General features: G+C 44.3%; 15 protein-coding genes. 4 read left to right on the forward strand and 11 right to left on the reverse strand.

From position 1 onward, the window contains the following. Window positions 1-8: 8 nt before the first annotated feature. Window positions 9-506: a MarR family winged helix-turn-helix transcriptional regulator gene (locus N5P32_RS11020; protein WP_265729124.1), complete on the reverse strand. Its 498-nt coding sequence runs from the start codon at window positions 504-506 to the stop codon at window positions 9-11. Window positions 507-757: 251 nt separating this feature from the next. Between N5P32_RS11020 and N5P32_RS11025 the strand changes: the two genes are divergently transcribed. The 4 genes from N5P32_RS11025 to N5P32_RS11040 all read left to right on the forward strand — a co-directional run bounded on the left by N5P32_RS11025 (window position 758) and on the right by N5P32_RS11040 (window position 5,020). Further along, entirely contained in the window at window positions 758-1,723 is a 966-nt protein-coding gene (locus N5P32_RS11025) for a PDR/VanB family oxidoreductase (RefSeq protein WP_265729125.1), read from the forward strand. A 54-nt stretch (window positions 1,724-1,777) separates the two neighbouring features. Beyond that, window positions 1,778-2,851, forward strand: coding sequence for an aromatic ring-hydroxylating dioxygenase subunit alpha (locus N5P32_RS11030; RefSeq protein ID WP_265729126.1), 1,074 nt, complete (start codon window positions 1,778-1,780; stop codon window positions 2,849-2,851). Between the two features lie 87 nt (window positions 2,852-2,938). Further along, window positions 2,939-3,952, forward strand: coding sequence for a TRAP transporter substrate-binding protein (locus tag N5P32_RS11035; RefSeq protein ID WP_265729127.1), 1,014 nt, complete (start codon window positions 2,939-2,941; stop codon window positions 3,950-3,952). Between the two features lie 282 nt (window positions 3,953-4,234). Next, window positions 4,235-5,020: a cyclase family protein gene (locus tag N5P32_RS11040; RefSeq protein WP_265729128.1), complete on the forward strand. Its 786-nt coding sequence runs from the start codon at window positions 4,235-4,237 to the stop codon at window positions 5,018-5,020. Window positions 5,021-5,111: 91 nt separating this feature from the next. Here N5P32_RS11040 and N5P32_RS11045 read toward each other — a convergent pair whose 3' ends face one another. The 10 genes from N5P32_RS11045 to N5P32_RS11080 form a co-directional block, all read right to left on the reverse strand. After that, the gene (locus tag N5P32_RS11045) at window positions 5,112-6,077 is read right to left on the reverse strand and encodes an NAD-dependent epimerase/dehydratase family protein (RefSeq protein WP_265729129.1); all 966 of its coding nucleotides are present in this window, start codon (window positions 6,075-6,077) and stop codon (window positions 5,112-5,114) included. 14 nt (window positions 6,078-6,091) lie between these two features. Beyond that, window positions 6,092-6,424, reverse strand: coding sequence for a fumarylacetoacetate hydrolase family protein (locus N5P32_RS18050; protein WP_322783860.1), 333 nt, complete (start codon window positions 6,422-6,424; stop codon window positions 6,092-6,094). A gap of 29 nt (window positions 6,425-6,453) precedes the next feature. After that, window positions 6,454-7,074, reverse strand: a complete 621-nt coding sequence (locus N5P32_RS18055; protein ID WP_322783861.1) for a fumarylacetoacetate hydrolase family protein — start codon at window positions 7,072-7,074, stop codon at window positions 6,454-6,456. Window positions 7,075-7,098: 24 nt separating this feature from the next. Continuing rightward, entirely contained in the window at window positions 7,099-7,674 is a 576-nt protein-coding gene (locus N5P32_RS11055) for a cupin domain-containing protein (protein WP_265729130.1), read from the reverse strand. A gap of 90 nt (window positions 7,675-7,764) precedes the next feature. Beyond that, entirely contained in the window at window positions 7,765-8,064 is a 300-nt protein-coding gene (locus N5P32_RS11060) for a Rossmann-fold NAD(P)-binding domain-containing protein (RefSeq protein WP_265729131.1), read from the reverse strand. Between the two features lie 5 nt (window positions 8,065-8,069). Further along, window positions 8,070-8,894, reverse strand: coding sequence for an FAD-dependent monooxygenase (locus N5P32_RS11065; protein WP_265729132.1), 825 nt, complete (start codon window positions 8,892-8,894; stop codon window positions 8,070-8,072). A gap of 31 nt (window positions 8,895-8,925) precedes the next feature. Then, window positions 8,926-9,285, reverse strand: a complete 360-nt coding sequence (locus N5P32_RS11070; protein WP_265729133.1) for a Rieske (2Fe-2S) protein — start codon at window positions 9,283-9,285, stop codon at window positions 8,926-8,928. Next, entirely contained in the window at window positions 9,282-11,084 is a 1,803-nt protein-coding gene (locus tag N5P32_RS11075) for an efflux RND transporter permease subunit (RefSeq protein ID WP_457920484.1), read from the reverse strand. Before N5P32_RS11075 ends, N5P32_RS11070 begins: the two co-directional genes overlap by 4 nt. Continuing rightward, window positions 11,068-11,685 carry a hypothetical protein gene (locus N5P32_RS18355; protein ID WP_457920485.1) on the reverse strand — a complete coding sequence of 206 codons (618 nt, stop codon included), beginning with the start codon at window positions 11,683-11,685 and terminating at the stop codon, window positions 11,068-11,070. Before N5P32_RS18355 ends, N5P32_RS11075 begins: the two co-directional genes overlap by 17 nt. Continuing rightward, window positions 11,682-12,764, reverse strand: coding sequence for a WD40/YVTN/BNR-like repeat-containing protein (locus tag N5P32_RS11080; protein WP_265729134.1), 1,083 nt, complete (start codon window positions 12,762-12,764; stop codon window positions 11,682-11,684). The genes N5P32_RS18355 and N5P32_RS11080 overlap by 4 nt, the downstream gene beginning before the upstream one ends. Window positions 12,765-12,769 lie beyond the last annotated feature (5 nt).

A 12,769-nucleotide genomic window follows, 5' to 3' on the forward strand; every position in this document is an offset into this window, starting at 1 on the left:
TTATTTATTTAAACATGATTTTTGTCATTTGGATCAAACGCGTTTACCAGACCCACTTTGCTATTTAATTTGTGTAATAAACGAATCAAGGTATCTAGCTCTTCTGATTCTAAATCGCCAATCAATAGTGCTTCGCGTTCTAGAGCGACTTGAAATATTTGATCATGTAAAGCGGCGCCTTCTTTTGTTAAGCACACTAACGAAGAACGCCCATCTTTTTCATCTTTTGTAAAGTTAATAGAACCTCGCTCATTCAATAGCTTTAATGCTCGACTCACCGCCGCTTTGTCCAGACCAATTACCTGACACATTCTGTTGGCGGTAATATTCTGTTCAACTTTTAATAACGCTAATAACCGCCATTCCACAACGCCAACATCAAAATTTTTACGGTAGCAAGCCGAAGCGCCACTGGACAATTTATTTGCAAGAAAAGTCACAAGAGCAGGGATATATCGCTCTAAATCCAGTTGATTTTTTTTAACGTCTACTAATTTTTTTGTCATTTCAAATTTGTCTCTGTGATCAGAACGACCATGCTACTCATGGATACAAAATATAGGAAGCATTTCATCCTACTTACTTTTCTTGGCGACTCACCCGTTTACATGCTTTCGGTAACCTTTTGATTTTAATTACATTAAAAAATAATAACAGAGAGGAAACCGAAATGTAGTTGACAACACAACCAAACTATAAATATAGTTGACATAGCAACTACATTTATACGCCATAAAAATATAAAAAGGCAATCTTTATGCTTGAAGTCACTATTCTTAGTAAAACACACGAAACCGCCGATATAATGAGTTATGAGCTGGCTAGTACCGACGGCTCAGCTTTGCCGGCTTTTGAAGCCGGCTCGCATATTGATGTGAAAGTGAATGAAAAAATACTCCGTCAATACTCCCTATATAACGCCCCAAAAGATCATCAAACCTACAAAATTGCCGTGTTGAAAGACCCAAATTCACGTGGTGGTTCATTAGCTGTTCATGACACATTTAATGTGGGCGACACCATTCAGATTTCGGCGCCTCGCAACTTGTTTCCATTAAAACATAACACCAACCGAACAGTGCTTTTTGCTGGTGGTATAGGAATCACGCCTTTGCTGTCCATGGCGCAAGTTCTAGATGAACAAGGCAATGATTTCGAGCTGCATTACTTCACTCGCTCGAAAGCCAACACCGCTTTTTTTGAAGAACTCAACCAGTCGCCCTTCGCTAGTAACGTTTTTTTCCATTTTAATGACCAAAACACAGACAAAGATCGCGTTCTAAAACACATCTTAGATCAAGAAAACCCCTCAAATAAAACGGCGCATCTTTATACCTGTGGTCCAAATGGCTTCATGGATTATATTTTCGATACGGCCCGTTCTCTCGGCTGGAAGGATGACAATCTACATAAAGAAGTGTTTAACGCAGAGCCTATTGTGTTGGATGAGAGTGATAAAAGCTTCACCCTAAATCTTGTACGTTCTGGCATTAGCTTTGACATACCCGCAGACAAAACGGTATTAGAAGTTCTCGAAGCTGCTGATATTGAGCTAGACACCTCTTGCGAGCAAGGTGTTTGCGGCTCATGTATTACCAAGGTAATCAGTGGCACACCAGATCACCGAGACCAATTCCTGACCGACAGTGAAAAATCTCTCAATAACCAATTCACGCCCTGCTGCTCACGATCGTTAACCGATTCTCTCAGTATTGATCTTTGATACAGCCCTTTTAACAAAAAACCAACAGCAAATAAGAGGTTAACCATATCAGTCATGACAGTACAACAAATTAACCCTAAAGAAATGACAGAAGTATCCACTCCGAGCAGATCATCTTTTCCGCTCGATATGTGGTACGTGGCTGCCCTGAGCAAAGAACTACAAGACAAACCCTTAGCGCGCACTTTACTCAATGAAGCCGTCGTACTTTATCGAACGACAGATGGCCAAGTTGGCGCCTTAGAAGATCGCTGCTGCCATCGAGCTTTACCTTTGTCTCTTGGTACTCTTGAGGAAACAGGATTACGTTGCGGCTACCACGGTTTGTTGTTCGACAGCTCAGGTAAATGCATCGAGATTCCGGGACAAGATAAAATCCCTTCTAAGGCGAAAGTCGCGGCTTATCCAGTGAAAGAGCAGGACGATATTATCTGGATTTGGTTTGGTTCTGAAGAACACCCGCAACCGACTTGTGAGCCGCCTGCTTACCCAGTCCATAATGATGATCGCTACCTATACGATGGCGACATTTACCATTATGAAGCACCTTATCAATTGATACATGACAACTTACTGGACTTGAGTCATTTAGGTTATGTACACATACATACCATTGGCGGCAATGCCAAAATTCACATGAATGCCGAAATGAAAGTAGAACAAGAAGGTAATTCGGTTCGCGTCACGCGCTATATGCCTAACTCAACACCGCCACCAACCTATACCGCCGCCTACCCGTTTAAAGGTCAAGTCGATCGCTGGCAAGAAATCGTTTTTCACCCTTCTCATCTTGAGATCTGGACAGGTGCGGTGGATGTAAACACCGAGTCCCTCGATGACCGAAATCGTGGTGGTTTTCATTTAAAAGGTTTTCACGGCGTTACTCCAGAAACCGACGAAACCAGTTTTTATATTTGGACACAAGCCAGTAACCCAACCAGCAACCCAGAAGAAAACATGAAGCTAGTGATCGAACAAACGGCATTAACCTTTGATGAAGATAAGGTTGTCATTGAAGCGCAGTACGCCAACATGAAACATTTTGGCGAGAAAAAAATGATCGATATTCACGTTGACGTTGGTGCTAATCGGGCACGTCGAATCATTAAACAATTGAAAGGAGAATAAATAGAAGATTTAACGGGAGTGACCGTAAAGGTCATCTCTCGAAACATAAGTAAACATCTAACAATACTAATAAAAGCAGGTGAGAACATGAAAATGAAGTCCGTTATGCTAACCATACTATCAGGAATGTTGGCTACCAGTGCAGCCTATGCAGACGTTCATAAATTACGTTTAGGGCACTTTTGGCCAGCCGGCTCCAGTGTTGACCAAGTTATTACAGACTGGGCAAACAAGGTAAAAACTGACTCAAATGGCGAGATAGCCATCGATATTTATCCATCACAGACATTAGCCAAAGCCGCGCAAAGTTATTCCGCTACAGTAAAGGGCATTCTTGACATTACTGTCACTGCCCAAGGCTATATGGCGGGTCGATTCCCGCTGACTCAAATCATCGAATTACCAGGCATTGTTACCAACGCAGAAAATACCAGTTGTGTACTACAGACCCTCTTCGATGACGAATCTATCGCCAGTGAATATAAAGACAGCCACCCTCTCTTTTTCTTCGCCCATGGGCCTGGCCATATCCATACCAATGGAAAAAATATTGCCGCTCCAGAAGACCTCAATGGCATGCGAATAAGACGAGCCACGACAGTCGTTGCCAATATTCTTTCATCATTGGGCGCGCAACCTGTTGGCATGCCCGCACCAGAAACCTATACCGCAGCACAACGCAATATCATTGATGGGGTCGCCTTCCCATGGCAAGCAATGAAAGACTTTAGACTGAATGAACAGCTCACATCTCATACCGAAATGGCTCTGTACACCCTATCTTTCATTACGACCATGAACACTCGCTCCTATAAAGCCTTGCCAGCTCACCTTCAAAAAGTCATTGATGATAACAGTGGTATGGAATGGGCACGCACCATGGGCAAAAAACTGGACGACCTAGATACGGCTGGTCGAACTCAGGCTATCGCAGAAGGTCACTCTATTAGCAATATTGATAACATAATGGAGAACCCCGCTTGGAAACCAGTACTCAGTATGGTCGTTGATGACTACTTAACGTCCGTCAGTAAGCCCAACTTGAATGCCAAAAACATCTATGAAAATGCGCTTTCTTATAAAAAAAGTTGCGCCATATAGACACCGTCATTCGCCATTAAATAGTTATCCGTCTTATTTTAGGCACAAACCAAAAGCCTTGGTTTGTGCCTTTTTTATTATTAAGTACAGTGTGAATATGGAATGAATAAAGAAGAACCGCTTAACAATGATTTTTCTTAATAAAACTAAAAGTCAAGTTGATAATATCAAAAGGTTACGTGGCGATTTTCAACTTAATGGCATGCCTTTTTTACTTACCATTAGTAGATAGGAGTTCTCCTTTCATTCACTTAAGACAAAATAATAAAAAGGTATCGCAACATGAAACCATCCAGCACCCGACGCATTGTCGATTTGTCCGTTACGTTGGACAACAACCCTTATACCGATCCACCGCCACTGCTGCCTAAAATAGACTATATGGACCATCAGGAAGGCTGGCCTGAAATGGGCCGGATGTTTCCTGGCTTGAAAAAAGAAGACATGCCAGGCGATGAGGCATGGGCGGCTGAAAAAATGATGATGAGCGCCCACAACGGCACACACATGGATGCGCCATGGCACTACGCCTCAACCACCGACGGCGGAAAACCCGCTTATGGTATCGATGAATTACCATTGGATTGGTGCTTACAACCGGGCGTAAAATTAGATTTTCGCGACTTCCCTGATGGTCACATTATTACCGCTGCCGAAGTCGAAGCCGAACTAAAACGCATCAACCACGAGTTACAACCACTCGACATTGTTTTGGTTAACACTCGTGCTGGCGCCATTTACGGAGAACCAGGGTATTTGGAAGCAGGAATTGGTATGGGACGCGAAGCCACCATGTACTTACTAGAACGTGGTGTACGCGTAGTAGGAACCGATGCATGGAGTTGGGATGCCCCATTCAAATACACCCGTGAAAAATTTGCTGAATCAGGCGATGCTTCTATCATTTGGGAAGGCCACAAAGCAGGTCGAGATATTGGCTACGGTCAAATGGAAAAGCTGTCTAACCTAGAAAGCCTACCAGCCAATGGTTTCATGGTGTCTTGCTTCCCTTATAAAATCAAAAACGGCTCTGCTGGATTTATCCGCGCCGTGGCAATTTTTGATTAAACACAACTCACTATAAAGGTTTAACTAAAAAGGGAATGGCTTTTACAGGCATTCCCTTTTCATAATTAACATCACATTGTTATCTGTCTACTTATAACGCTCTTTCTACCAACTTTTTTAAGTTCCCATCGTGTTTAAAGCCAGCCTCATCAGCCGCCAGTGTTTTTAAAGGCGGAAAGCGTCCAAACAAGTTTTCAATCATCTGATTCGGTTCATAACGAACCAGTGCTTTTGCATCTTGCCGATACACCGCCCCAATCGCCTCGGTCAGCTCCGCCATGCTGAAACATAACGTCGGCAAGGTGAAAGTACGGTGATCTTGTACTTTGTACTCTTCCACTGTGGCACCATGAATAAGATTTTCCACTACGTTGGGCAGTGATGAGGCCCAGGTGCGAGCTTCAGCGGACATGGGGCAGACAAAAGTACGACCTTGGGAAACATCACGAATAATATCGCTTAGAAAAGCGGATAACTGACCCGTTTCTGCTGGCGGACGCGCTAACACGCCAGGTAAACGCAATGAGCGACCATCCACCCAACCACGACGACTGAAGTCGTTGATCATGACTTCCCCCACCACCTTGTGCGCGCCATAACTAAGCTGAGGTTTAAGCAGTGTATTGTCAGTAACCAAATCGGGCATGGTGCCGAAAACCGCAATGCTACTAGCGAATACCAATACAGGTTTGTGCCCTGTCGACTCGGTTTGTGCTTTGCAGATTTCCAGCAAGGTCATGGTGGCGTCTATGTTTACCTTACGGGCAAGAACGTCATTCTTCTCAGCCATCCCGCCGGGGATACTCGCTAAGTGGAAAATAAAGTCCATGGGGAAACGCCCTAGAGTGTCTTTCAACCATTGATCGTCTGCAAGATCGCCGCTCTGTTGCTCAACCACTAAATCCAGTGATGAACTATCAACAACTGGCTCATCAAACTGACGATCTAACAAGGTCAAACGCGAGACCTTGCTTTCTCCAAGACAGCCTTGGGACAGAATATGGTTTGCCAGAGCTTGTCCAACAAAGCCATTGGCTCCCGTAATTAATACATGCATCTGACGGCCTTTATTTATTTGTTCGCTATGACTTTTTGCTCAATAACGCCAAATGGGCCGTCTGTACCATCGTCAAATTTGGCTTGCATTCGCACTGTATCGCCAAATTTCATAAAACCTGTTTTTATCTCACCAAGGTCTATTTTCTCGATCACGCGACGCTCCGAGATACAGGCTGATCCCGCTTCACGAGCGAAGTTAGAGACAGTGCCCGACCCCAAGATACAACCTGAGGTGAGTTTACGGCTACGTGCCGCGTGAGCGATTAATTGAGGAAAGGAGAAGTTCATTTCGCTGCCATGAGGCTCGCCGAAACGTTGGTTATTCCAGCTTACGTGTAATGGCATGTTCACTCTGCCATTGTCCCATGCATCGCCTAGTTCGTCAGGGTCACCGCCACTGGAGCGAAACTGGATGACGGTTTGGCTTGTAAAAAACCAAAGCCAGAATTCATTTCACGCGGGCCAAGTGCACGCAAGCTCCAATCATTAATCTGCACGATTAAACGAATTGCTTTGGCAGCGTCTTCTGGCGATGCGGACATAGGAACTTCCGCCATCACTACACCAAACTCACCTTCAAAATCGATACCGTCCAGTTCGCTTGGCATTGGAATGTCTACCGTCGGGCCTTGAAAATCGTCGCTTGCCCCTTGGTACATCACAGGAATCGTATCAAAGTCGGCGATGGGGTCGGTATTAAAGGCTTCTTCCATGAGTTTGCCATGATTTAAAAAAGCCGAAGCATCGAGCCATTGTGGACTTCTTGGTAACGGAGCAAGGCAAGCTGACGCATCAAAATCAAAAGCATCCGCTAATTCGCCGGCATTGAGTTGATCGTATAAAGCTTGTAAATCAGCGGATTTTTCTTGCCAATGTTGAACGGCTGATAACAAATTTGGCGCGATTGTCGTTGCATCAACCGCTTTTTTTGAGTCTTTAGAGACGATTATCAGACGGCCATCTAAAGTGTCATTAGGTAAGGTGGCAAATTTCATAAAAAATTCCTTGTTACAGGGCCGTTAACACAATGCTTCAGCCAATTCGTTGTTATATTGTCCGCCAATTAGAATGAACAAGATGCGACACATTTTTCCTGAGCGATTGGCCCAAGCGTGATTTGTGCCGCGCTGCACCACAACACTACCGGGCTTTAAAATCGCTTCGCCGTTATCGACGATCAAGGTCAATTCACCTTCAATGACAATGCCATAATCAACAGACTCTGTGCGGTGCATCAAAGGATGAGGTGAATCTTCTTTTACTGTAGAAATACCTTCGTCACCAACCTTTGAAAACACGTCTTTCATCTTGCCCTTCCCCTGAGTTAAAAACTCTTCAGTATCAGGCGGGATATCAACAAATCGAATTCGAGTACCGGATTTCATTGGTGGTAAAACAACCGGGCCAAGTGTTGGATCTTCTTGCGTATGAGTTATTTGGGCAGGGGTTTCGCCGGTATTCCAGACTTCATGAAACGTTGTACCTGGAACCGCATCTAGCTCCATCACCGTATTTAAAGGGCCGTTCTCTAAAATAATAGCGTTGCCATTTTCATCATGGCCAGTGACTACACGATAAATATCAGGGAAGTTCATAAGCAACCTTCATCAATAGGTTTTGTTCAACATTAAAAAAAGCAGCGATCCGCAAGCAAACAACGTATCGCTGCTAAAGGGAGTATAAAATTAAATAGGTTGCGCTAAGGCCGCTAAAGATTGCCCCATAATTTTCGAATGCTCTTGTCTGTCACCATCATTGATTTCTATGTGGCAGAGACGAGCTGAATTTTCAACAACTAGGCGACAACGCTCCCAACGGCGAGCATGAAATTTATCTAACGCAGCCTGAAGCGTGTCGTTCGCCGATAATTCGTCAGCCAACACAATGCCGCTCTCAATACCAATGCCAGCACCCGATGCTAAATGCGGTGTTGTGGCCGCTACCGTATCGCCAATCATGACCAAGCGGCCACGATTCCAAGGCATTGGAACTAACAAATTAGCCAATGGACGATAATCAATATTCGCTTCCGCTTTGAACACATGGGGAATAAGTGATTGAACGATCGGATTAGGGAAGTTCCCATTAGATCCGCAAAAACTTGTGGCCAAGTCTCTTTGTCGATGTGTTCTTTAGTCGGACGATCTTCGGTAATAAACATATACATGTGAGTGTCGGATACTGGGTTTACACCAAGTTTCAGATGATTACCCATCCACATAGTTACCTGATTAATCTCAGTGGGGCGAGGCATAATCGCGCGCCATACGCCTTGACCGATGTATTCTGGAGCAGGGACTTCTGGAAAGTATTCTTTGCGAAGTTGTGAGTGTACGCCGTCAGCACCAATAATCAGATCGTATGAACGAGTAGAGCCATCGGTAAATTCAACTTCCGCCCCCTCATCCGTCATGGTAATGCTGGTATAAGTACAACCAGGACGAGCATCAACACCCGCTTCAACCGTCGCCGCTGACATAATACGCGCCAGTGTAGGACGAAAAATGCCGCCACTACCACCAACAGTAGATCCTACTGGACTAGGTGTTGGCAGCTCCATTAAACGTGGGCCGTGAGGTAGGTTAATTGCAACTCCACTGGTTACACACCCCTTCTCGACCACTTGATCGTACAAACCAAGATCTTCCAAAGCTCGCATAGACGCGCCATTAATGGTAATCCCGGCACCCAATTCACACCATTCTGGATCAATTTCAACAAGATCCACGTCTATACCATGACGGCGCATTTTGATTGCTGCGGCCATGCCGGAGAAACCACCACCAATGACCAATACTTTATTTACTGCAGCCATTTAAGGACTCCTTCTTTTTGTTATTTTTCAATTAATGAATATCTGTTAATAAAATCGATACCACGCCCTTCGCATCGATGCGAATAGGCATTTTTTCTAATGTCTTACCAAGACATGGCCCCTGAACGCACAAACCAGTCTTGGATTCAAATAAGGCACCATGAGCGTGACAGGTAACATGAACCTTCTTTGCATCCATGTAGGCATCCTTGCGCCACGCCATTGGCGCACCCTCAACATGAGGGCAGGCATTACGCCAAGCGTATAGTTCGCCCTTTCTCTTAACGACAAAAAACAAATCATGTCCCGCGTCGTTTTCCAAAAAGCCTTTAGACGCGCCCTCTTCTATGTCATCGATATGACAAAGCACTTTGGCTTCAGGCACACTCATACATCAGACTCAATCGGAGTTTTATCTTGATTGGCGTATTTTGGTTTCAGTAAAAAATGCGCCAGAGCTGGCAATAGAATCAATGCTCCCAACATGTTCCAAATAAACATAAAGGCCAGCAATAACCCCATGTCTGCTTGAAACTTAATCGGGCTTGCCACCCAAGTAATGACACCTACAGACAAGGTAACGCCTGTCAGCATGACAACTTTTCCGGTGAAATTAAGCGCTCTCATATACGCTTCGGATAAACTATTGCCGTTACGAATTCCCACCAAGGTGATAGACAAAATGTACAAGGCATAGTCGATACCAATGCCAACACCTAGAGCAATCACAGGCAGAGTTGCTACTTTCACCCCCATACCCAGTTGCACCATCAGAGCTTCTACCATGATGGACGTCAGCATCAATGGCAGAATCGCAACGACAACCGCTTTAAAAGATCGGAAGGTAATTAGCGACAATAAGGCCACTGCACCATAAACAAGGAACAGCATTTGATACCATGCCGCTTTTACAGAAATATTAGTCGCCGCTTGAATACCCGCACTGCCTGCCGCCAATAAGAACTGAACCTCATCGGTATTATTTTCTTTTGCGAACGCTTCCACATGATCCACAATATTGGTCAAAGTGTCGGCTTTGTGATCTTGCAAATACACGTACACCGTTAGCAAGTTACAGCTATTGTTGTATAAGCCTCGTGGCGCACCCGCTGTGATGTAGTTCAACATGCTTTGATTCGGTAAAAACTCATACCACTTAGGGTTACCCTCGTTTAGACCTGACAGTACTCGACGAGATAATAAGGCCAAAGAGTTGGTAGATTCGACACTCGGTAATTGACGTAATTGCCACTCAAGCACGTCGATCTTTTTCAAGGTTTCATAGGCGGAACATTCGCCGTCTGGCGTTTTAACCATAATGGCCATGACATCACTCGACGCACCATAGTGTTGATTCATGAAGGCAATGTCTTGGTTATAACGGCTGTCTTTGCGTAATTCAGGGGCACCTTGGTCTAGATCACCGATCTTCAATTGGGTGCTCATTGCAAAAGCGCCTACCGTAAGAATAAAACCACCAATCAAAGCAAACGTAGCCCATTTTCGTTGCGTGAACTTATCTAACAAGGCCCACAAAGCCGGTACATTTTTTGCGTTTGAAAAATCAATGTCATTCACCACACTACGTTGCGCTGCTTTTGCACCAACACCAACATAGGACAGCATGACAGGCAATAAAATGAGGTTGGTAAAAATCAGTACCGCCACACCAATAGAAGCTGCTATGGCCAATTCTTGGATCACTTTAATATCAATCACAAGTAAGACAGCAAAGCCAACCGCATCAGCAAGTAAAGCGGTTAAACCAGCTAAAAATAAGCGTCTAAAGGTAAAGCGTGCTGCCACCAGTTTGTCAAAACCGCGACCTACATCCTGCATAATGCCATTCATTTTTTGTGCACCATGGCTCATACCAATGGCGAACACCAAAAACGGCACCAAAATCGAATAGGGATCCAGCACGTAGCCAAGTGTTGGTAAAATACCCAGCTGCCATACAACAGCTAACATAGAGGCAAATACAACCAAAAGGGTAGAACGTACGCAGCGGGTATACCAAAACACCATAATAGTGGCGATAACCACCGCTAATATAAAGAAGCCAAGAACCGCTTGAACACCTTCTATCAGGTCGCCCATTACTTTGGTAAATCCAGTGATGTGGATTTCTAAACCTTTTTCTTGATATTTAACCCGTAAATCTTCAAGTGCATCAGAATATTCTCGCATAATCCAATGCTTCCCCTGTCGCATCCGCATTGAGAAGCGGCATATAAATAATGGTGGACTCTTCATCTGCTGAGATTAACTGACCAATTTGCCCAGAACGCGCCACATTGGCTTTCAATTTCTGTAAGCTGGCTGGCGAGCCATCATAGTCTTCTGGAATAACGGGACCGCCATCCAAACCTTCTTCGGTGACACCGATCCATCGAGTAGAGGGTGTCCATAAGGATTTCATCTGGACTCGGTCGACACCAGGCAAAAGAAACACCTCATCACTGAACTGACGTAATAGTTCTAAATATTCCGCGTCATAAATTGTACCTTTAGGGTTAACAACCGCAATTCTTAAGGCATTACCTAGACCTGTTAACTCTTTTTCATAGGTCAAATAGTTCTGAATGTAAGCTTGATGCGTCGGCAAGGTTTTTTCAAAACTGGCATTGATAGTCAGCTTAGTAGCTTGCCAACCTAACAAAGCGGTAAGCAAAGCACATACGATGATGACCATTAAGCGATTGTTGAATAGTACCCTTTCAATAATGGATCCCGTATTGGGATCAAACTGGTCGTCTGGAGACGCGGGTATAGACGAATGATGTTTCATTTCAAATCTCCTACATCAATGGATACGGGTCCATTAATGCTTAAAGCAAGCACATTGCCATTGGCTTTTTCTAAAATATTAGTAAGAGGTGGAAGGCGTTTTCGAGTTAGTGGAACCAACCGATTCTCAGTTAATCCAAGTAAAATACCCGCCTGATTCGCCATAATAATTTGGCCGTTTGCACTAATATAAGACGCCAAAATTGAGGCGCTAATTGGGTTTTTAATGTTCTTCCAATCTGCCCCATTATCATTAGAAATCAATGTATTTCCTCGAAGCCCAGCCAAAACGATTTCACTATCACCCAATAGTTCAGCGGTGAAATAACTCCCTTCATAAGGCGTCTCAAGAGTCGTGAAAGTTTGTCCATTGTCCGTTGAAAGCGCCACAAAACCCTGTTCACCTGCAACCAAGATACGATCAGCCTGTTTGCGAATACTGTATAAATGAAGCCCAAAGTAGTTTTGAATACGGTTCATCCAAGACGCCCAAGTTTTTCCTCCGTCTTTTGTTTCGAGCACCAAACCATATGCACCAACAACAATCAAATGATCCGGTGAAAGCAGCAACATGTCTAAAAAAGGCTTATCTGGTCCATCAGAGACCAACAGTTTCGCTTGATAAATTGCTTCTTCATCATTAGAAGCTTCTGCTTTTTTCAGCAATGTCTGTGCAAGAGCACGGCCATCAAGTTGAACCTTCCACTCTGCCCCACCATCTGCGGTACGTAACACTATGCCGCCATGCCCAATGGCATAGCCGTTTTTATCGTCAGTGAAACGCACACCCGTTAAGGTCACACTGACTGGAGAAGGCAGCTGACGCCAGCTTTTACCATCATCATCTGAACGTAAAATCAAACCACGCTCACCAACTACAACAACATGATCTCCAACCTTTGCCGCAGACATTAGGGCAGCCTTTGGCCCTAATTTTGACTGAGTAGCTGAACGATCAAATGCATCAGCTACAGAAGAAAAAGCGTCAGTTGTTTGACACAGCATAAGAATAACTAAAGTCGTCTGAGTGAATCGACGAGACACAATAGACAATGTTTTTTTAGTTCGATCAAACATCATCCACC

Origin of the sequence: Marinomonas pontica, from assembly GCF_026191375.1 — a bacterium.
In the GTDB taxonomy this organism is placed as follows: Bacteria; Pseudomonadota; Gammaproteobacteria; order Pseudomonadales; family Marinomonadaceae; genus Marinomonas; species Marinomonas pontica.

What these genes read in the sequence shown, in the direction of transcription:
- N5P32_RS11020 (WP_265729124.1), bottom strand. Translation starts at nt 506, where the DNA reads ATGACAAAAAAATTAGTAGACGTTAAAAAAAATCAACTGGATTTAGAG.
- N5P32_RS11025 (WP_265729125.1), top strand. Translation starts at nt 758, where the DNA reads ATGCTTGAAGTCACTATTCTTAGTAAAACACACGAAACCGCCGATATA.
- N5P32_RS11030 (WP_265729126.1), top strand. Translation starts at nt 1,778, where the DNA reads ATGACAGTACAACAAATTAACCCTAAAGAAATGACAGAAGTATCCACT.
- N5P32_RS11035 (WP_265729127.1), top strand. Translation starts at nt 2,939, where the DNA reads ATGAAAATGAAGTCCGTTATGCTAACCATACTATCAGGAATGTTGGCT.
- N5P32_RS11040 (WP_265729128.1), top strand. Translation starts at nt 4,235, where the DNA reads ATGAAACCATCCAGCACCCGACGCATTGTCGATTTGTCCGTTACGTTG.
- N5P32_RS11045 (WP_265729129.1), bottom strand. Translation starts at nt 6,077, where the DNA reads ATGCATGTATTAATTACGGGAGCCAATGGCTTTGTTGGACAAGCTCTG.
- N5P32_RS18050 (WP_322783860.1), bottom strand. Translation starts at nt 6,424, where the DNA reads ATGCCATTACACGTAAGCTGGAATAACCAACGTTTCGGCGAGCCTCAT.
- N5P32_RS18055 (WP_322783861.1), bottom strand. Translation starts at nt 7,074, where the DNA reads ATGAAATTTGCCACCTTACCTAATGACACTTTAGATGGCCGTCTGATA.
- N5P32_RS11055 (WP_265729130.1), bottom strand. Translation starts at nt 7,674, where the DNA reads ATGAACTTCCCTGATATTTATCGTGTAGTCACTGGCCATGATGAAAAT.
- N5P32_RS11060 (WP_265729131.1), bottom strand. Translation starts at nt 8,064, where the DNA reads ATGCCTTGGAATCGTGGCCGCTTGGTCATGATTGGCGATACGGTAGCG.
- N5P32_RS11065 (WP_265729132.1), bottom strand. Translation starts at nt 8,894, where the DNA reads ATGGCTGCAGTAAATAAAGTATTGGTCATTGGTGGTGGTTTCTCCGGC.
- N5P32_RS11070 (WP_265729133.1), bottom strand. Translation starts at nt 9,285, where the DNA reads ATGAGTGTGCCTGAAGCCAAAGTGCTTTGTCATATCGATGACATAGAA.
- N5P32_RS11075 (WP_457920484.1), bottom strand. Translation starts at nt 11,084, where the DNA reads ATGCGAGAATATTCTGATGCACTTGAAGATTTACGGGTTAAATATCAA.
- N5P32_RS18355 (WP_457920485.1), bottom strand. Translation starts at nt 11,685, where the DNA reads ATGAAACATCATTCGTCTATACCCGCGTCTCCAGACGACCAGTTTGAT.
- N5P32_RS11080 (WP_265729134.1), bottom strand. Translation starts at nt 12,764, where the DNA reads ATGATGTTTGATCGAACTAAAAAAACATTGTCTATTGTGTCTCGTCGA.